This window comes from Polaromonas aquatica (assembly GCF_050626995.1).
Lineage (GTDB): Bacteria > Pseudomonadota > Gammaproteobacteria > Burkholderiales > Burkholderiaceae_C > Polaromonas > Polaromonas aquatica_A.
On the sequence record NZ_CP192467.1, the window covers coordinates 1,968,771 to 1,987,555 of the forward strand.

Annotated in this window: 18 protein-coding genes, 1 pseudogene and 1 riboswitch; of the genes and pseudogenes, 12 read left to right on the forward strand and 7 right to left on the reverse strand. The window is 62.8% G+C overall.

Annotated features, from left to right (window positions below; genetic code table 11):
- Positions 1–640: 640 nt before the first annotated feature.
- Both ACQ4MS_RS09420 and ACQ4MS_RS09425 read right to left on the reverse strand, forming a co-directional pair.
- On the reverse strand, positions 641–847 hold the full coding sequence (locus ACQ4MS_RS09420; protein WP_431099195.1) for a zf-HC2 domain-containing protein: 207 nt from the start codon (positions 845–847) through the stop codon (positions 641–643).
- Between the two features lie 46 nt (positions 848–893).
- Entirely contained in the window at positions 894–1,460 is a 567-nt protein-coding gene (locus tag ACQ4MS_RS09425) for a sigma-70 family RNA polymerase sigma factor (RefSeq protein WP_431099197.1), read from the reverse strand.
- A 113-nt stretch (positions 1,461–1,573) separates the two neighbouring features.
- Here ACQ4MS_RS09425 and ACQ4MS_RS09430 point away from each other — a divergent pair, with 113 nt between their 5' ends.
- The 5 genes from ACQ4MS_RS09430 to ACQ4MS_RS09450 all read left to right on the forward strand — a co-directional run bounded on the left by ACQ4MS_RS09430 (position 1,574) and on the right by ACQ4MS_RS09450 (position 4,931).
- Positions 1,574–2,146, forward strand: coding sequence for a peroxiredoxin family protein (locus tag ACQ4MS_RS09430; RefSeq protein ID WP_431099198.1), 573 nt, complete (start codon positions 1,574–1,576; stop codon positions 2,144–2,146).
- A gap of 141 nt (positions 2,147–2,287) precedes the next feature.
- Positions 2,288–2,569, forward strand: a complete 282-nt coding sequence (locus ACQ4MS_RS09435) for a BufA1 family periplasmic bufferin-type metallophore (protein WP_431099199.1) — start codon at positions 2,288–2,290, stop codon at positions 2,567–2,569.
- Between the two features lie 97 nt (positions 2,570–2,666).
- Positions 2,667–3,551 carry a DUF692 domain-containing protein gene (locus tag ACQ4MS_RS09440; protein WP_431099200.1) on the forward strand — a complete coding sequence of 295 codons (885 nt, stop codon included), beginning with the start codon at positions 2,667–2,669 and terminating at the stop codon, positions 3,549–3,551.
- Positions 3,548–4,405, forward strand: coding sequence for an HvfC/BufC family peptide modification chaperone (locus tag ACQ4MS_RS09445; RefSeq protein WP_431099202.1), 858 nt, complete (start codon positions 3,548–3,550; stop codon positions 4,403–4,405). Before ACQ4MS_RS09440 ends, ACQ4MS_RS09445 begins: the two co-directional genes overlap by 4 nt.
- Before the next feature lie 28 nt (positions 4,406–4,433).
- Positions 4,434–4,931 carry a DoxX family protein gene (locus ACQ4MS_RS09450; protein ID WP_431099203.1) on the forward strand — a complete coding sequence of 166 codons (498 nt, stop codon included), beginning with the start codon at positions 4,434–4,436 and terminating at the stop codon, positions 4,929–4,931.
- 70 nt (positions 4,932–5,001) lie between these two features.
- Here ACQ4MS_RS09450 and ACQ4MS_RS09455 read toward each other — a convergent pair whose 3' ends face one another.
- On the reverse strand, positions 5,002–6,204 hold the full coding sequence (locus tag ACQ4MS_RS09455) for an ammonium transporter (protein ID WP_431099204.1): 1,203 nt from the start codon (positions 6,202–6,204) through the stop codon (positions 5,002–5,004).
- A 172-nt stretch (positions 6,205–6,376) separates the two neighbouring features.
- Positions 6,377–6,563, forward strand: a riboswitch (yybP-ykoY riboswitch).
- Positions 6,564–6,569: 6 nt separating this feature from the next.
- On the opposite strand from ACQ4MS_RS09455, the gene ACQ4MS_RS09460 reads away from it, so the two are divergent.
- From ACQ4MS_RS09460 to otnI, 7 genes are all read left to right on the forward strand, one after another.
- The gene (locus tag ACQ4MS_RS09460) at positions 6,570–7,127 is read left to right on the forward strand and encodes a TMEM165/GDT1 family protein (protein ID WP_431099205.1); all 558 of its coding nucleotides are present in this window, start codon (positions 6,570–6,572) and stop codon (positions 7,125–7,127) included.
- Between the two features lie 252 nt (positions 7,128–7,379).
- Entirely contained in the window at positions 7,380–8,540 is a 1,161-nt protein-coding gene (gene metX, locus ACQ4MS_RS09465; RefSeq protein WP_431099206.1) for a homoserine O-succinyltransferase MetX, read from the forward strand.
- Complete coding sequence (gene metW, locus ACQ4MS_RS09470) at positions 8,537–9,145, forward strand: methionine biosynthesis protein MetW (RefSeq protein ID WP_431099207.1); 609 nt, start codon at positions 8,537–8,539, stop codon at positions 9,143–9,145. The genes metX and metW overlap by 4 nt, the downstream gene beginning before the upstream one ends.
- A gap of 108 nt (positions 9,146–9,253) precedes the next feature.
- Positions 9,254–10,135, forward strand: a complete 882-nt coding sequence (locus ACQ4MS_RS09475) for a chromate resistance protein ChrB domain-containing protein (protein ID WP_431099208.1) — start codon at positions 9,254–9,256, stop codon at positions 10,133–10,135.
- Entirely contained in the window at positions 10,132–11,523 is a 1,392-nt protein-coding gene (gene chrA / locus ACQ4MS_RS09480; protein WP_431099210.1) for a chromate efflux transporter, read from the forward strand. Before ACQ4MS_RS09475 ends, chrA begins: the two co-directional genes overlap by 4 nt.
- A 45-nt stretch (positions 11,524–11,568) precedes the next feature.
- The gene (locus ACQ4MS_RS09485; RefSeq protein ID WP_431099212.1) at positions 11,569–13,446 is read left to right on the forward strand and encodes a SulP family inorganic anion transporter; all 1,878 of its coding nucleotides are present in this window, start codon (positions 11,569–11,571) and stop codon (positions 13,444–13,446) included.
- A gap of 6 nt (positions 13,447–13,452) precedes the next feature.
- On the forward strand, positions 13,453–14,286 hold the full coding sequence (gene otnI / locus ACQ4MS_RS09490) for a 2-oxo-tetronate isomerase (protein WP_431099213.1): 834 nt from the start codon (positions 13,453–13,455) through the stop codon (positions 14,284–14,286).
- A gap of 15 nt (positions 14,287–14,301) precedes the next feature.
- Here the strand turns inward: otnI and alkB are convergent, their stop codons facing one another.
- The 4 genes and pseudogenes from alkB to ACQ4MS_RS09510 all read right to left on the reverse strand — a co-directional run bounded on the left by alkB (position 14,302) and on the right by ACQ4MS_RS09510 (position 18,658).
- Positions 14,302–14,955, reverse strand: coding sequence for a DNA oxidative demethylase AlkB (gene alkB, locus ACQ4MS_RS09495; protein ID WP_431099564.1), 654 nt, complete (start codon positions 14,953–14,955; stop codon positions 14,302–14,304).
- Between the two features lie 10 nt (positions 14,956–14,965).
- A pseudogene (locus ACQ4MS_RS09500) lies at positions 14,966–15,691 on the reverse strand (2OG-Fe(II) oxygenase).
- A 107-nt stretch (positions 15,692–15,798) separates the two neighbouring features.
- On the reverse strand, positions 15,799–16,221 hold the full coding sequence (cueR, locus tag ACQ4MS_RS09505) for a Cu(I)-responsive transcriptional regulator (protein ID WP_431099214.1): 423 nt from the start codon (positions 16,219–16,221) through the stop codon (positions 15,799–15,801).
- Positions 16,214–18,658, reverse strand: a complete 2,445-nt coding sequence (locus ACQ4MS_RS09510; protein WP_431099215.1) for a heavy metal translocating P-type ATPase — start codon at positions 18,656–18,658, stop codon at positions 16,214–16,216. Before ACQ4MS_RS09510 ends, cueR begins: the two co-directional genes overlap by 8 nt.
- Positions 18,659–18,785 lie beyond the last annotated feature (127 nt).

Here is an 18,785-nt window from a genome sequence, read left to right on the forward strand (position 1 = left end):
GGACTCCTCTAAAACACAAAAACAAAAGCGATGGGGTCCCGAAAGCACAACAAATCTTGATACGTACCGCTGTAGCGCGCGAAACTGACCGATCACCTAACGTGTGCGAATGCTGACACCCGCACAGGCATATTATGCTTCAGTTATCAAAAACACAATCTACTATGGTTACTACCTAGGCCGTGGCAGGCCGCATGAATACTGGCTTTCGGTGCCTCCGTCATCGAAAAAACGCAGCCGAATTTCTTACGTTGCCGCAGTGGCGCAGGTCTGCCTGAACGGCTCCACTGACCGCGCTTCACGGGCTAAATCATTGCGTGAGCTTGTCTGCGGGATTTGCCGGTGCGGATAAGCTGTGTAACTGCCAAAACTGATAGTCAATGCCTAATTGATCAAATTGACAAGTTAGTGCACACACCTCGATAGCGGCTGCGACGCGGCGTCATTGGGCGGCCCATGTTCCGCCTACACGCCGAGCATCCGATGGTCAATGTCACGATCAATGCCCGGGTCGGGTCGTGAATGCTTGCGACAGCCAGCATTGAATGCGAAGCATCGGTAAATAGTTACACAAATTTTCAATGACGGGCGGAGCAATGGGCGCTTCTTGCCGCATAAACCGCCGCCAGGTCGCTACGGTTCAGGTGTCACCGTCATGCCGCCATTGCTTCATGGCCGCCCGCATGACCAGAAGCTGGTTCTGGAACTTCGGGCATGCGTCACAAGCCGCCAGGTGCAACTTCAGCGCAATATGGTCCGGCAGGCTGAGCGCCCGGTCCTCGCGCGCGACCAATAGGGCTGCCGCTTCCTGACAGGTGCGTCTTAGCAGGTTGATGCGGGGTTTCATGCTGGAGGCGGAAATAGGGGTGAGGAAGTAAAAAAAGGCCGGGTGATCAGGCGCCCCGTTTGCCGAACCAATGAATATTCAGGCACTCCTGCAAGCGAAGCCGGGCCCGGTGCAACTGGACATACAAATTCGTCGGCGTCAGCGAGAGTTCCTTACAGATTTCCTGTGAAGAAAGTTCCAGCCATTCGCGCATCAGGAACAAACGGCCAAGTGTGGGCGGCAAACGCTCCATGCAGGCGTCCAGCACCTGGAAAAACTGCGCCTGCTGCAGGATCTGGTCAGGGTTGCCCCAATCGTTGGGCGTTTCGGCAAAGTGGCCGTCGGCCTTGAACGACAGCCGATCCAGCTCGTCACCCTCCTCGTCAGCCTGCGCATCCGCAACGGCCACTGTGCGCGCATTGCTGCGAAGCAGGTCAATGACCTTGTGCTTGAGGATGCCGACCAGCCAGGTCTTGAGCTGTGAGCGGTTGCCAAAACTCTGCGGCTTTGACAGCGCGGCCAGCAGGGTTTCGGACACCGCATCCTCGGCCCATGCATCGTTGCGCAACTGCAGGCGCGCAAACCGCATGAGGTAGATGCGGTGCTCAACCAGCTGTTCTTCAAATGTGGCCATGCCCGGGAGTCTAGCCGCACGGCGCCGTCACGCCGGAAAAATTTGGCGAATTGCGTAAGGACTGCGGCCGGATTCCGACTATTGCCAAACACCTCACTACTTAGGACGTCGCCATGACCCCCACGCAATACACATCGCTGCCGCAAACCGCTAGCCCTCGACCCATTGGGTCTTATTGGCGAGCTGTGCTTGTGTCGTGCGCGGTCATGATGTCCACGGCCTCAGCCTTTGCGCAGACACTGGCCACCTCGGCGGTGGCGCCCGTCACCCTGCCACAGATCGAGGGCAAGACGATCGAAGGAACGTATTTCAAGCTGTCTTCACTCAAAGGCAAGGTGGTGCTGGTGATGTTTTGGTCAACCGGCTGTGCTGTCTGCCGCGACAAGATGCCGGAGCTGCGAAACAACTACGAGGGCTGGGCCGGCAAACCCTTTGAACTGGTCGCCGTCAACACCGACACGCGCATGCAGGACTTCCTCGACTACGAACGGATCATTTCGCGCACTGTCCCCCTGAAGCAGCGCTTTGTGCAGCTTTGGACGGGTGAAGGCGGCTACAAGGACAACGTGGGCAAGCCTGCGCAGCTACCGGCCGCATTCCTCGTCGACAAGACCGGAAAAGTGGTTGAGCGTTATGTGGGCCGTATACCTCCTGAAGCCTGGGACCGCATCGCCGACTTGCTGTAAAAAAAAGAGGGGCTCCAAAAAATTTTTGAAGCGTGCGTAAGAAAAACAAAGCAGGCCAGACTAACTCGCAACCACACAGAAAACCTCTGTTGTGGTTGTTGTTCAACTTTCACAATTTACGAATTAACAGGAGTCTTCACCATGAACCAACGCGCCATGATTGCCGCTGCCGCCGCTTCCCTGCTGTCCACCATGCTGGTTGCCACGCCCGCGGTCGCCCAGGAAAAAGAAAAATGCTACGGCATCGCTGCGGCGGGCCAGAACGACTGTGCCAACCTCAGCGGCACCCACTCGTGCGCCGGCCAGTCCAAGGTCAGCGGCGATGCCAACGAATGGAAATATGTTGCCAAGGGCACTTGCGCCAGCATGAAGGGCATGACCGCAGAGCAGGCCAAGATGAAGGCGATGGAAAAGAAGAGCTGATCGCACATTTTCTGATCTTGACGAAGTAAGGGAGGGGCACGCGCCGCGTAGCACGGCGCCCCTTTCCTGAGACGCCATACATCACGCGGCATTCATCATGTCCCTCTCACATCACGCAGGCCGTCCCTCCTGCGGCATAGGCTGGCGGCATCCGCATTACGGCGAGTTGCTGGAGTCTTTGCCCTACCTTGATTTCATCGAGGTTCATTCCGAAAATTTTTTTGCCGATGGCGGCGCCGCGCTGGCCGTGCTGGGCCAAGCGCGCAAACACTATCCCGTCAGCCTGCACGGTGTTGGGCTCGCGTTGGGCTCGGCCTGCGGCATTGACGAATGGCACCTCAATCAGCTGGCCCGTCTGGTCGAACGTATCGAGCCGGTTCGCGTGTCGGACCATGCCTGCTTTGCGCGGGGTGAGGTGGCCGGCCGTGACCTGCACGCGGCAGACTTGTTGCCCATTGCCTTCAACAACGCCGCCCTCGACGTGATGTGCGCCAATGTGCAGCGCGTGCAAGATCGCCTGAAGAGGCCCTTGCTGGTGGAAAACCTGTCGGCCTATCTTCACTTCAACAGCTCAGACCGCGAAGAGACCACATTCCTGCGCGAGCTGGTTCATCGGACCGGCTGTGGCCTTCTGGTCGATGTGAACAATATTTATGTCAACGCTCTCAATGACCGCCTTGCCGGCAGCGACGCCGAACCCCTGGCCGCCTGTCTGCGATGGCTGGACCAGATTCCGAACGGCTGTGTGGGCGAACTGCACCTGGCCGGCCACTGCGTCACCGGTGACATCGTGATTGATGATCACGGCAGCCGTGTCTGCGCGGACGTCTGGCAAATCTACCGCTATGCGCAGCAGCGCTTTGGTGGTGTGCCTGCGCTGGTGGAATGGGACACTGGTATCCCCCCGCTGGCCGTGCTGCTGGAAGAGGCTGCCTTCGCGCGGGACACCGCAATGCACATTCCGCAGATGGCGGCAGCATGAACGCCACGGCGATGCTGGCGCAGGAACAGCACGCGCTGCTGCGTGCCTTGATGGGTGAGCGCGACGACGGCAACCTTTGGCCTCATTTGCAGCTTGCGCACGCCCCGCTGGCGCGGCGCGGCCTGCAGGCCTACCAGGCCAACGGTCTGGCATTGGCGGAGCGGGCGCTGGCTGCGGCCTATCCGGTGCTGGTGCAGCTGATCGGAGGTGAAAGCTTTGCACCGCTCGCGCGGCACTTCTGGCGGTGCAACCCTCCTGTCCGCGGCGACATGGCTTGCTGGGGCGATGCGTTCGCGGTCTTTCTGGAGGCGGAGCCGCAACTGGCGGATGAGCCCTACCTAGGCGATGTCGCCCGTATTGAGTGGGCTTTGCATCGGGCAAGCACAGCCGCCGATGCCCAGCCTGAGCCCCATTCATTTGCCCTGCTATCAGCGAGCGATCCCGACGAGATCACGTTGACGCTGGGTGCCGGTGTTTTTCTGCTGGCCAGCGCTTATCCGGTGGCCAGCATCGTCAATGCCCATCTGGTGGGCGAACCTGCGCTGGCGGAGGCGGCTGCTTGGTTGCGCGACGAAGTTGCGGAGCACGCGCTGGTCTGGCGGCAGGGCTTTAAGCCTCGCGTGTGCGCCATGACTGAAGCTGAACATGCCCTGCTGACGGCGCTTCAAGCCGGCAGTTCGCTCGGAACCGCGCTGGAGAATGCTTTGGAACGAGCATCCACTGGCGCGACGGAGTCCGCAGCGTTCAGCTTCGAACAATGGTTGAGCCGGGCCGTGCAGGATGGCGTCGTCACATGCGCGCGCCGTCTGGCCCACTCACCTTCGCAGGCATCTCACTTGACCGAGCCCTTTTAATTTTCATCACAACCCCCGGGGAATATCCATGAACACCATTCACACCGCGCATGTAAGCCGGGCAGGCGTTTTGCAGCGCGGCCTGGACCTTTGGCGCCTGCTGACGCGCTCGCTGGATTCGCTTCAGCCGCTTGCGGCTTTGTTGGCGCGGCTGTACATCGCGCAAGTCTTCTTTCTCTCAGGCCTGACCAAGCTGCGGGACTGGGAGATCACCGTGGCCCTGTTCACGGACGAGTACAAAGTCCCCTTGTTGCCACCAGCCCTGGCGGCGGCGATGGGCACGGCCGGGGAGATCGCCTTGCCAGTGCTGCTCGTGTTGGGCCTGGGAGGCCGCTTCTCGCCTCTGGGCTTGTTTGTGGTGAACGCTGTGGCGGTGATTTCACTCAGCGAAATTGCTCCGGCCGCCTTGCAGCAACATGTGTTCTGGGGCTCACTGCTGGCGGGGCTGGCCATTTATGGCTTGGGACCGTGGTCGCTGGATCGCTGGGCCGCGCCTCGTATTCACTCGGCATTGATAACAAAATAGGGCTCTAGCCCAAACAGTATATGGATTTGTAGCTACTAATTTGGTAGCAATCTGCTGGCCGGGGACGTTCTTACCAGTTGACTTCGCGGTCTGGCGTGGCGCCTATGCGGTGGATAGACAGGTCGGCGCCCTCGAATTCTTCTTCCTGGCTGAGCCGCAGGCCCATGGTGGCCCTGAGGATGCCGTAGACGGCAAAGCCCGCCAGCAACGCCCAGACCACACCCATCGCGCTGCCGATCAGCTGCGCGCCAAAACTCACGCCGCCCAAGCCGCCGAACGCCTGGCTGCCGAAGATGCCGGCCGCAATGCCGCCCCAGGCGCCGCACAGGCCGTGCAGCGGCCAGACGCCCAGCACGTCATCGATCTTCCATTTGTTTTGCGTGAGCGTGAACATCACAACGAACACGCCGCCCGCCACGCCGCCCGTCACGAGCGCGCCCAGCGGATGCATCAGGTCGGAGCCCGCGCACACCGCCACCAGTCCGGCCAGCGGGCCGTTGTGCACAAAGCCGGGGTCGTTTTTGCCAAACGCCAGCGCCGCCAATGTGCCGCCCACCATGGCCATCAGCGAATTGACGGCCACCAGCCCGGAGATCTTGTCGATGGTCTGCGCGCTCATCACGTTAAAGCCGAACCAGCCGACGGTGAGAATCCAGGCGCCCAGCGCCAGGAAGGGAATGTTTGAAGGCGGATGGGCCGACACGGCGCCGTCCTTGCGGTAGCGGTTGCTGCGCGCGCCCAGCAAAATCACCGCCGGCAAGGCTAGCCAGCCGCCCACAGCGTGAACCACGATGGAGCCCGCGAAATCGTGAAACTCCGCGCCCGTCAGCGATTTGATCCAGGCCTGCACGCCGAAGTGCTGGTTCCAGACAATGCCCTCGAAGAAGGGGTACACGAAGCCCACGATGACGGCGGTGGCGATGAGCTGCGGGTAAAAGCGCGCCCGCTCCGCGATGCCGCCCGAAATAATCGCCGGGATCGCCGCTGCAAAAGTCAGCAAAAAGAAGAACTTCACCAGCTCATAGCCGTTTTTGGCGGCCAGCTGTTCGGCCCCGACGAAGAAATGGGTTCCGTAGGCCACGCCATAACCCACCATGAAATACACCACGGTAGACACCGAGAAGTCCACCAGGATCTTGACCAGGGCATTGACCTGGTTCTTTTTGCGAACGGTGCCCAGTTCCAGAAAGGCAAAACCGGCATGCATGGCCAGCACCATGATGCCGCCCAGCAGGATGAACAAGGCGTCAGAGCCCTGTTTTAGTGCTTCCATAAGTCCCTCTTCAGATGAAATGTGATGTATTGGTGCGTTATTGGGTCGATTCTGAGAATCGCACCAAATACAAGCAAGAAATGCGCCACAAACGTGCAAAAACGCGTTGGAAGGCGGGGTGGCGGCGTCGCTCTGGCCGGGGAAGGAAGCTTCGGGGGCTAACGATATAATGCGGGCTGTCATTGGGGAGTAGCCAGCCTTTCAATCCTGAAAGGGGCTTGCGTCAACAGACTTGTCCTTGGAACCCGTTCTTCTGGACATGGCGCAAGCGGTCTTCGGATCACGCGAGACCTTTGACTGCACAGCCTCCGCTTCAGGCCGGGGATGCCGTGCAGTCATGGGTTTTCGGCCGGAGTCTTTTTTGAATGGAAGCTTTCCTCGTCTCCACGGGCATCGTCGCCCTCGCCGAAATGGGCGACAAGACGCAACTCCTCGCCCTGATCCTCTCCGCCCGCTTTAAAAAGCCCTGGCCCATCGTCGCCGGCATCCTCGTCGCGACCTTGGTCAACCACGCCCTGGCCGGCGCCGCCGGCGCCTGGGTGACGACCGTGACCAGTCCGCAAATGCTGCGCTGGATTCTCGGCGCCTCATTCCTGGCCATGGCCGCCTGGATGCTGGTGCCCGACAAGCTCGATGCACAAGAGGAAGAAAAGCCGCCGCGCTACGGCGTGTTCCTCACCACCGTCATCGTATTCTTTCTCGCCGAGATGGGCGACAAAACGCAGATCGCCACTGTGATGCTGGCTGCACGCTACGACGCCATCGTGGGCGTGGTGGCCGGCACCACGCTTGGCATGATGCTGGCCAATGCGCCGGTGGTCTGGTTGGGCGAGCGCGTCACGCGGCTTGTGCCGCTGCGCATCGTGCATATCGTTTCGGCGCTGATCTTTGCGGGGATGGGATTGGCGGCATTGCTTATATGAAGCCACCCCATTCGCGCTCAATGAACTCTTAAACCCAGCATGAGCCGCGGAACCGGCTTTGCCGGGCCGCAGGCGGGCGGCCCCCTCGGGGGGCAGGGAGCTACACGCAGTGAGCGACCGTGGGGGTATACTTTGTTCAGCGCCGATTTGCTCAGCTTGCGGGCGCTTAAAAAGTACAGCTAAAGACGAACTCCAAACGACCCGGACTCGCTTTAGCGATGCCGGGTTTTTTTGTTTTCTGCAGGTGATTTTTTGACACTTATTGCCACCCCGCTCAGCATGCATTTTGTAGAGGCACTGCCTTTGCAGAGCGGCGCGTCGATACGCGCCTACGACCTGAGCTATGAAACCTACGGCGAGCTCAACGCCGACAAATCCAACGCCGTTCTGATCTGCCACGCGCTCAATGCCTCGCACCATGTGGCGGGCGTTTACCTCGATGCGCAAGGCCAACCGATCGAGAAATCCGAAGGCTGGTGGGACACCATGATCGGCCCCGGCAAGCCGGTGGACACCGACCGCTTCTTTGTGATCGGCGTCAACAACCTGGGCTCCTGCTTCGGCTCTACTGGCCCGATGCAGCCCAACCCCGACACACAAGAGCTTTACGGCGCCGACTTCCCCGTCGTCACCGTGCAGGACTGGGTCAGTGCGCAAGCCCTCCTGCTTGATCGCCTGGGCATTCAAACGCTGGCCGCCGTGATGGGCGGCAGCCTGGGCGGCATGCAGGCCCTGGCCTGGACGCTGCAATACCCCGAGCGCGTGCGCCATGCCGTGGTGGTGGCCAGCGCGCCCAATCTCACTGCCGAAAACATCGCCTTCAACGAAGTGGCACGGCGCGCCATCGTGACGGACCCGGATTTCCACGGCGGCCATTTCTACCGCCACGGCGTGCTGCCCAAACGCGGCTTGCGCATCGCCCGCATGATCGGCCACATCACCTACCTGAGCGACGACGTGATGAATGAAAAATTCGGCCGTCAGCTGCGGCAGGCCGTGGCTGAAACTGTGAAAGCCGACGCCCCCTACAAATACACGACGCAAGACATCGAGTTTGAAATCGAAAGCTATCTGCGCTACCAGGGCGACAAGTTCAGCGAGTACTTTGACGCCAATACCTACCTCTTGATCACTCGCGCGCTCGACTACTTCGATCCGGCCCGGACCTACGGCGGCAGCCTCACCAAAGCGCTGGCACATGTGTCAGCCAAGTTCCTGCTGGTGAGCTTCACGACCGACTGGCGCTTCTCGCCGGCGCGCAGCCGCGAAATCGTTAAAGCCCTGCTCGACAACCAGCGCGACGTGAGCTACGCCGAAATCGACGCGCCGCATGGCCATGATGCGTTCTTGCTGGAGGATGACCGCTACCTCGGTGTGGTGCGCTCTTACTTCCAGAGCAAGGTGGCTGTATGAATATTCCCGTCGAACTCAACGTGCCGCCCTCGCCCGACTTGCTGTCCATCGCCCGGCTGGTGCCGCACGGCTCCCGCGTGCTCGACCTGGGATGCGGCACCGGCGAGCTGCTGGATTACCTGATTCGCGAGCGCGGATGCTCAGGCTATGGTGTCGAGATCAACGACGCCAACGTGCAGGCCTGTGTGGCCCGCGGTGTCAACGTGATCCAGCTCAACCTCGAAGCCGGCCTGGCGTTATTTGGCGACCGGTCGTTTGACGTGGTGCTGCAGATCGACACCCTTCAGCACCTGCACAACGCCGAAACCATGCTGCGCGAAACCGCGCGCGTGGGCCGCGCCGGCATCGTGGTGTTTCCCAACTTCGGCCATTGGCCGAACCGCCTGGCCGTCGCGCGAGGCCGCATGCCGGTGACCAAGGTGCTGCCTTACCAGTGGTATGACACGCCCAATATCCGCGTCGGCACGCTGCAGGACTTTGAAGCGTTGGCGCTGCAAAACCAGTTGCAGATCCTGGATTCCTTCGGCTTGCAGGATGGCCGCGAAGTCCGCTTCTGGCCGAATGCCCGTGCGAGCCGGGCGGTCTTCAAGTTCCAGCGGGGTTAGAACCCGCAGTTAATGGTGCTAGTATTCGCCTATCGGGATTTCAGCCTCCCGAATCTTCACAGATAGACGGTGTCCCGTCCAAGCGCTGGCAACTCATTGGAGTATTCCGTGGACACCTCTATCCTTTCCGTTCCCTCAATTTCCCCTCAAGAACTCGCAGCCCGCATGGGCCGCGCGGACGCGCCTTTGTTGCTCGATGTGCGGCGCAAAGGCAAGTTCCTTGAAAGCCCCCATCTGATTGCAGCTGCCCAGCGCTGCGCACCGGAAGACGTGGTGGCCTTTGCCGCGTCACAGCCGCCACGCGAAGTCGTGGTGTATTGCGTCTATGGGCACAACGTCAGCGCGGATGCGGTGACCGCGCTGCGAGCCGCAGGCTGGAATGCCCGCGCACTGGCCGGCGGTATCGAAGGCGGTGAAGACGGTGTCGATACGCCGCAAGACATCGCCCAATGGCGTGCTCAACGCTCACCCACGCTGGTCAAGCGGCCCGATTGGGGCGTCACTGGCGAGCAAGCCTCACGCTGGATCACGCGGGAGCGGCCCAAGATCGACCGCATCGCCTGCCCCTGGCTGGTACGCCGTTTCATCGATACGCGGGCGGAATTTTTCTACGTGCCGACTCCGCAAGTGCTGGATGAAGCGAAGCGCCTGGGCGCAGTGGCCTACGACATCCCCGGTGCGCCGATCTCGCACGAAGGCGAACTCTGCAGCTTTGATACCTTGCTCAAGGCCTTTGGGCTGAACGATCCCGCACTGGACGTGCTGGCCCGCATCGTGCGCGGCGCCGACACCGATCGCCTCGAACTCGCGCCGCAATCGGCCGGCCTCCTGGCGTTCTCGCTTGGCCTGTCGCGCCTGCATGCGGATGATGATCACGCCATGCTGGAAGCGGCCATGCCGCTTTACGACGCGCTCTATGCGTGGTGCCGCCAAGCGCAGGGCGAGCCACACAGCTGGAAGCCAGAAACCATGACCGGAGCCACCAAGTGACCACTGCCTTGCCTTCATCCCTTCCCTTGCCGCACGAGCGGCCTGCGGCGGTGTCTTTTGCCGATGCTTTCAGGTTCTGGCTCAAGCTTGGCTTCATCAGCTTTGGCGGGCCGGCCGGGCAGATTGCCATCATGCACCGCGAACTGGTCGAGCAAAAGCGCTGGATCAGCGAGCGGCGCTTTTTGCATGCGCTCAATTACTGCATGCTGCTGCCCGGCCCGGAGGCGCAGCAACTGGCTACCTACATCGGCTGGTTGATGCACCGCACCTGGGGCGGCATCGTCGCGGGCGCGCTGTTTGTGCTGCCTTCGCTGTTCATATTGATCGCGCTGAGCTGGATCTACGTGGCGTTTGGTGACGTGCCCTTCGTCGCCGGCCTGTTCTACGGCATCAAGCCGGCGGTTGCCGCCATCGTTCTGCAGGCGGTGCATCGCATCGGTTCACGTTCATTAAGAAAACCCTCTCAAGCCCCCGTCTTATGGGCGATAGCAGCTATCAGTTTTATAGCAATCTATGCGTTGAATGTGCCGTTTCCATTGATCGTGCTGGGCGCTGCGGCGGTAGGGTGGCTGGGGTCCCGCTTCTCGCCGGCTCAGTTTTCCGGCGGCGCCGGGCACGGCGCTGCACAAAAGGGTTATGGGCCCGCACTGATTGACGACGATACGCCAACACCGGCGCATGCCCGCTTCAAAACTTCGCGCCTGGCCGCCGTGCTGGGGGTAGGTGCCGCGCTGTGGCTGCTGCCCATGGGCGCCTTGCTGGTTACCAGGGGCTGGGATGCCACGCTCACGCAAATGGGCTGGTTCTTCACCAAGGCGGCCTTGCTCACTTTCGGCGGCGCCTATGCGGTGCTGCCCTATGTCTATCAGGGCGCGGTGGAGCAATTCCATTGGCTGACCGGTCCGCAGATGATTGATGGCCTGGCACTGGGCGAAACCACGCCCGGTCCGTTGATCATGGTGGTGGCGTTTGTCGGTTTTATGGGCGGTTGGGCCAAGCAGGTGCTGGGGCCGGACATGCTGTTTCTGGGTGCGGCGCTGGCAGCCACGGTGGTGACCTGGTTTACCTTTTTGCCTTCCTTCCTGTTCATACTGGCTGGCGGGCCGCTGGTGGAATCCACGCACGGCAAGCTGCATTTCACCGCGCCGCTCACGGCCATCACGGCGGCCGTGGTCGGTGTGATCGCCAGCCTGGCCTTGTTTTTTCTCGCGCACATCGCCCTGCGGGCAGATACGGGGGGGCCCTGGCTGGCTCGGGTGGACTTTTACTCGTTGGCCATTACGCTGGGCGCCGCGGTGGCCTTGCTGCGCTACAAGCGTGGTGTGATCCAGGTCATCTTTGCATCGGCTCTGGCCGGTCTGCTGCTGCGCCTGTCCGGCCTGGCCTGATCGCGCCGCCGGGAGTGCCGGGCGCGGTATGCTCAGGCCCTCGTGATGGAACCTTCAGTCCCCAGCGCATCCCGGTCATCGATTCCGCTCCTGGAGCGCCTTTTTGGCGACTGGGTGCGCGAGGTGTCGCCCGCCACCGTGCGGGCCGATGCGATGGCGGGGCTGCTCGGTGCGGTGCTGGTATTGCCGCAAGGCATTGCCTTCGCGACGCTGGCCGGCCTGCCGCCGGCCTACGGCTTGTATACCGCGGTCATTCCCTGCATCATCGCCGCGCTCTTCGGCTCCAGCCGGCACGTCATGTCGGGGCCCACTAACGCCAATTCACTGGCGCTATTTGCCATGCTGTCGCCACTGGCCGTGGCCTTCAGCCCGCTCTACATCCAGCTGGCGCTGGCCGTGACCGTGATGGTGGGCGTCATGCAGTGGCTGATAGGCGCACTGCGCCTGGGCGTGCTGGCCAACTTCATTTCGCCTGCCGTGCTGTTCGGTTTTACTTCAGGCGCGGCATTGTTGATCGCCGTGCATGCATTGCCCGACCTGCTGGGCCTGGCGGCTGCGCCCGAGCACAGCGCGGCGGCGGTTCTGGGGCATGTCATCACGCAGCTAAGCGCGGCCCAGCCGCTGGCCGTGGGCGTCGCGGCCATCACGCTGGGTGTGGCGCTGCTGTTGCGCCGGCTGCGCCGCAACTGGCCTTATATGTTGATCGGGCTGGCGGTGGCCACCGCGCTGGCCTGGGCCTGGAGCCGTTTTCTTCATCCTGACGCCGCGCCGTCGGCCTCGCTGCGAACCGTGGGGCAGATTCGCGTGCCCTGGCCGCGTTTTGAAGTGCCGCGCATCAGTTGGGCGCAGGCTGCCGACCTCATCGGCCTGGCCTTCGCGCTGACCATCGTTGCGTTGGGCCAGGCGATTTCGATTGCCAAGACGGTGGCGTTGCGCTCGGGTCAGCGTATAGACGCCAATCGGGAGTTCCGCGGCCAGGGCTTGTCCAACATCGTCGGCGGGTTTTTCTCGAGCTATGTCTCCTGTGGCTCCATGAACCGTTCCATGCCCAATCTGGAAGCCGGCGCGCGCACGCCGCTGGCCTCGGTGTTCTCGGCCCTGCTGTTGCTGGCGCTGGTGGCCGTGAGCGCCCCGCTGCTCGCGCAGATTCCTATGGCGGCGCTGGCCGCGTTGCTGGTGCTGGTCGCCTTTGCGCTGCTGGACATGGCCCGCTGGCGTCAGCTGTTTACCCTGAGCCGCAGCGACTTCGGCGTAGCGCTCGCCACCATGGTGGCTACCGTCACCATACGGCTGGAGATTGCGATTTTGCTGGGCATGATCTTGTCGCTCATGTCTTTTCTCTACCGCACGTCAAAGCCCGCGATGCGCACCATGGGCTTTGACAGCCGTGGGCTGGACCGGCAGTTTGTGGTGATCGACAACTCGCCCGATGCGGGGCTGGAGACAACCAAAACGCCGACCGCAGAAGGGCCCGAAGAAGCGCCGCGCCAGGTACTGCCCGAGTGTCCCCAGCTCAAGCTTTTGCGCATGGAGGGCGAGGTCTATTTTGGCGCGACCCAGCACGTGGCCGACATCCTGCATGCGCTGCGCACCCAGCCACAACCACAAAAACACCTGCTGGTCATGGGCAAAAGCATGAACTTCATCGACCTGGCCGGCGCCGAGTTGTGGGAGGCCGAACTGGCTGCGCGCCGCGCCATGGGCGGTGACCTGTACTTTCATCGGCCGCGCCCCGAAGTGATCCGCATGTGGCGCAAGACGGGTTTTACCAGCGTGCTGGGGCCAGAGCACCAGTTCCCTGACAAATTCACCGCCATCTCCACCATCTTCAACAAGCTGGACCCGGAGATTTGCCGCCGCTGCACCGCGCGCATATTCTGGGAATGCAAAACCGCGCCCGGCCCCGACACACCCGCCCCCTGAAAACCCATGCCCCAATTCGCCGCCAACCTCAGCTGGATGTACACCGAGCTTCCCATGGCCGAACGCTTTGCCGCGGCCGCGCGTGATGGCTTCAAGGCCGTGGAGATTCTTTCACCCTATGCCTGGGCGCCGCACGAGCTCAAAGCCATCCTGCAGCAGCACGGCCAGCAGCTGGTGCTGTTCAACGCACCGCCGGGCGGTGTGGACGTGGCCAGCATTGAGAAGGCCTGGGCCTCCTCGCAAAAAGGCACGGCCTGCCTGCCGGGCCATGAAGCTGAGTTTCGCGCAGGCATTGCCATTGCGCTGGAATACGCCCAGGCGCTGGGTTGCCCGCGCATCCACGTGATGGCCGGCGTGTTGCCTGTGGGGGTGGAGCGCGAAGCGGTGCAGCCCCTCTATGTGAACAACCTGCGCGAGGCGGCCGCGCAGGCGGCCAAGGCCGGTGTCGACCTGCTGATCGAGCCCATCAACACACGCGACATTCCGCGCTTCTTTTTGAACCGGCAAGACCATGCGCACGAAATCATCCGCGAAGTGGGCGCGGCCAACGTCAAGGTGCAGATGGACCTCTACCATTGCCAGATCGTGGAAGGCGACCTGGCCATGAAACTGCGCAAATACCTGCCCACGGGCCGCGTCGGCCATCTGCAGATTGCCGGTGCGCCCGGCCGCAATGAACCGGATGTGGGCGAGCTCAACTACCCCTATCTTTTTGCGCTGCTGGATGAACTCGGCTACAGCGGCTGGGTCGGCTGCGAGTACAAACCCCTGCGCGGCGCGGAAGGCGGCGCCACGCCGGCCGGACTGGGCTGGCTGAAAAAATTTCGCGAACGCGCCTGAGCGCGTTCGAAGAATTCAGCGCGCGCAGCGAAACGTCAAGTTGATGCGCTGCCTGCCCAGGCGCGCATGCTCACCTTCGGCCAGTGGCGCCACGCCGTGATAGGCCAGCCGCGACGGGCCGCCCCACACCGCCACGTCACCGTGCACCAGACGGTATCGCGCGGGGCGGTCGTTGCGATTCAAGCCGCCGAACAAAAACACCGCCGGCAAGCCCAGCGACACCGACACGATGGGCGCGGCCATGTTGCCCTCATCCTTGTCCTGGTGCAGCGACAAGCGGGCTCCGGGTTCATAACGGTTGATGAGACAGGCGTCGGGGTGGAAGTTGTCGAAGCCCGCCTCTGCGGCCGCACGCAGCGCCAGGTCGGCGAAACAGGCCGGCATGGCGGGCCACGGCTTGCCTGAGAGCGGGTCTTTCGCGTCATACCGGTAGCCACTGCGGTCAGACACCCAGCCGAGTGTGCCGCAATTGCTCATCGCGACCGACATGGTGTAGCCGCCGGGCGTGACCAGGTGACGCAGCGGCGCGGTTGCGGTGACCTTTTGAATTGCTTGCAACAAGGCTTCATCCACATCGAGAGCAAAGCCGCGCAGCAGCACCGCGCCCGATGCAATCGCCTCGGGTGCGGCATACGGCGTCGGCGCCTCATCGAAAAGCCCCGGGGTCACACCCTCTCCTTTATTGAGCGTCATGAAAAATAATGCCCAGCGTGTGCCGGTGCCCGCTGCGCACCGTGCTCACGCCGTGCCGCATGTTGACCCGGTAAAACCCGCGGCTGCCCTGCACCGGCCGGTGATGTACGGCAAACACCACGGCATCGCCTTGCCGCAGCGGCACCACCTCGGGCCGCGACTGCATGCGTGGGCGTTGCTCCGTCAGCACAAATTCGCCGCCCGTGAAATCTTCGCCCGGACGCGAGAGCAGCACCGCGACCTGGATCGGGAACACATGCTCGCCATACAGGTCCTGGTGCAGGCAGTTGTAGTCTCCTGCCCCATATTGCAAGAGCAGCGGCGTGGGCCGCTCCTGGCCGGCCTTGTGGCAGCGCGCGAGGAAATCGGCATGGGCCGCTGGATAGCGGACGTCTATGCCCATTGCCTCATTCCAGGCGTTGGCGACGCCGACCAGACGCGGGTAGAGCGTGGCGCGCAACCGCGCGACGATATCGGGCAGCGGGTAGCTGAAGTACTGGTATTCGCCCTGGCCGAAACCGTGGCGCTACATCACCACGCGGCTGCGGAAATGGCGCGCGTCGGCATACAGCCCGGCCGTGGTTTTACATTCCCGCGCATTCAATAGGTGCGGGAGCACGGCGTTGCCGTGGAGGTTCAGCGCGGCGGTGGTGGCTGCCCAGCTGTCCGTGTCGGCGGGCAACAGGGAAGGCGTTCTGGAAAGAGGTGGCATGTGGCGATCCGTGGGGTGATGGAAGTGCCATCGACGCCCTCAGGATAAATCCGGCGGCTCGCTGTCGCTCGCCGGAATCGGACATTTCATTGGGCCCCAAACGGTTTTCAGGCCGCCAGTTCGCTCAGGATGGGGCAGTCAGGCCGGCTGTTGCCCTGGCAGCAGTGGGCCAGATGGCCCAGGGTCTGCTTCATCGCCTCCATCTCGACAATCCGACGCTCCAGGTCGGCCATGTGGGCCAGGGCGATGCGCTTGACGTCTGCGCTGGCGCGGCGTTTGTTTTGCCATAGCTTGAGCAGCTCGGTGATTTCGGCCATGCTAAAGCCCAGCGCGCGGGCGCGGCGTATGAAGCGCAGTGTGTGCACTTCTTTCTCGCCGTACTGGCGGTAGCCCGCGTCGGTGCGGTGCACCGTGGGCAGCAGGCCCAGCGACTCGTAGTGGCGGATCATCTTGGCCGACACGCCGGAATGCGCAGCGGCCTGGCCGATGTTGAGCGGGCCGGTGTTAACAATGTCAGAGCTATCAGTCATGGGTGCTTCCTTTCCAGCGGCGCAGCAGCAGGGCATTCATCACCACGCTGGCGCTGCTCAGTGCCATGGCGGCGCCGGCGATGACGGGGCTGAGCAGTCCCAACGCAGCCAGCGGGATGCCGACCACGTTGTAGACAAAAGCCCAGAACAGGTTCTGGCGAATCTTGGCGTAGGTACGGCGCGAAATGTCGACGGCGTCGGCCACCAGCGCAGGGTTGCCACGCATCAGCGTGATGCCGGCCGCATGCATGGCCACGTCGGTGCCGGTAGACATTGCGATGCCGACGTCGGCGGCGGCCAGGGCCGGTGCATCGTTGATACCGTCGCCCACCATGGCCACGCGCCCGTTCTGAGGCTGTACGCCGGCTTTGAGCTGGCCGAGGATGGCTGCCTTGTCTTGCGGCAATACCTGGCTGTGCACGAGGCCTATTCCGAGTTGCTGCGCCACCGCTTCGGCGCTGCCGCGGTTGTCGCCGGTGACCAGCGCGGTTTGAATGCCCAGCGCGTGGAGGCGGGCAATCGCCGGTGCCGCGCTGCTTTTGAGTGTGTCGCCAAACGCCATCAGCCCCAGTAACTGCGGTGTTCCGGTGGCTTCGACCAGCCACGACACCGTGCGGCCTTGGGCTTCGAGTTCTTTGGCGCGTGCGTTCAGTGCGGCGAAGGCGTTCAGGTCCACGCCCAGCTCTTGCATGAAGCGCGGGCTTCCCAGCCGCAGTTCACGGCCGGCCACCACGGCGGCCATGCCGCGGCCAGCGACGGCGCGCAACTCTGTTGCCGGCGGAATCGCAAGCTGCTGCTCTGCTGCGCGGCGTGTGATTGCACGGGCCAGCGGGTGTTCGCTGCCCGACTGGATGGCGGCCGACCAGGCCAGCAACTCACCGGCAGAAATGACGTTGGGTTCCAGCGCCACCAGCTCAGGCTTGCCTTCAGTCAGCGTGCCGGTCTTGTCGAAGGCTACGACCTTGACGCTGTGGGCCACTTCCAGTGCCTCCGCGTCCTTGATCAGGATGCCCTGGCGGGCGGCAGCGCCGGTGCCCACCATGATGGCGGTTGGCGTGGCCAGCCCCAGCGCACAGGGGCAGGCAATCACCAGCACGGCGACGGCATTGAGGATGGCGGCCTCCCAATCTTGCGTGGCCAGGCCCCAGCCCAGCAGCGTCACCAAAGCAATGCCAATCACCACCGGCACGAACACGGCGCTGACCTGGTCCACCAGCCGCTGTATCGGCGCTTTTTTGGCCTGTGCCGACTCCACCATGCGCACGATGCGCGCCAGCGTGGACTCCGCGCCTATGGCCGTGGTGCGCACCACGATCAGGCCCTCGGCGTTGACCGCGCCGCCTGTGACGTGGTCGCCCGCATGCTTGGCAACCGGCAGGCTTTCGCCGGTGATCAGCGACTCGTCCACCTGCGTGGAACCCTCGACGATCTCGCCGTCTACCGCGATACGTTCACCGGGGCGCACCACCACCAGGTCGCCGAGCTGTATGTCTTGCAGCGCGACGTCCTCGTCTTTTCCGTCCTGGCGGCGGCGTGCGGTGTCGGGGCGCAGCGCCTGCAGTGCGCGGATGGCAGCCGTCGTCTGGTGTTTGGCGCGCGCCTCCATCCATTTACCCAGCAGCACCAGCGTGATGACGATGGCAGAGGCCTCGAAATACAGATGGGCCATGCCGTGGTCGCCATGCCGCAACAGCTGGTAGACGCTCAGGCCGTAGGCGGCCGAGGTGCCCAGGGCGACCAGCAAATCCATATTGCCGGTGCGGGCGCGCAAGGCGCTCCAGCCGGCACGGTAAAAACGCGCACCCAGCCAGAACTGCACCGGCGTGGCGAGCAGCCACTGCAGCCAGCCGTTCAGCATCCAGTCTTTGCCGAACAGCGCGCCCACCATGGGCAGCGCCAGTGGTGCAGACAGGACTGCCGCCAACGCAATGGGCCACCAGGCAGCACCGGGTTTTTTCACAGGCTCCGCTCCGGCGGCAGAAACTTCCCGCGCCTGGTAGCCGGCCTTGGCCAGCGCCGCCATCAGCGCGGGCAGCATCGCGGCGTTGCCCGCCACGTTGACCTCGGCGGTCTCAGTCGCCAGGTTAACGTTGGCCGACTGCACCCCCGGCACCTGCTTGAGCGCTTTCTCGACGCGCGACACGCACGAAGCACAGGTCATGCCCTCGATCTTGAGTTGCAGTGATTGCGTAGCTACGCTGTAGCCGGCTTTTACGACGGCTGCCTTCAGCGTCTCCATGCCGACGTTGCTGCGCGTCTTGACGCTGGCCTGTTCGGTCGCGAAATTGACGCTCACGTCCTCAACGCCCGGGACATTGGCCAGCGAGCGCTCCACACGCGCCACGCAGGACGCGCAGCTCATGCCCTGGACGGGAAATTGCCACTCAGTCAGCGCTGGTGTCGCGATGGATGTTTTTAACGTGGATGTAGTGTTCATGCCTGTAGTCTCAACCTTACCACCATGGGAGGGTCAAGCACCTTGGGGAAATAGCCCTGAGTCGGAGCAGGGCTTGCCGGGCCCGCGCTTGACCCTGCCCCCATGGGAAGGTTCAGACTCCAGACAA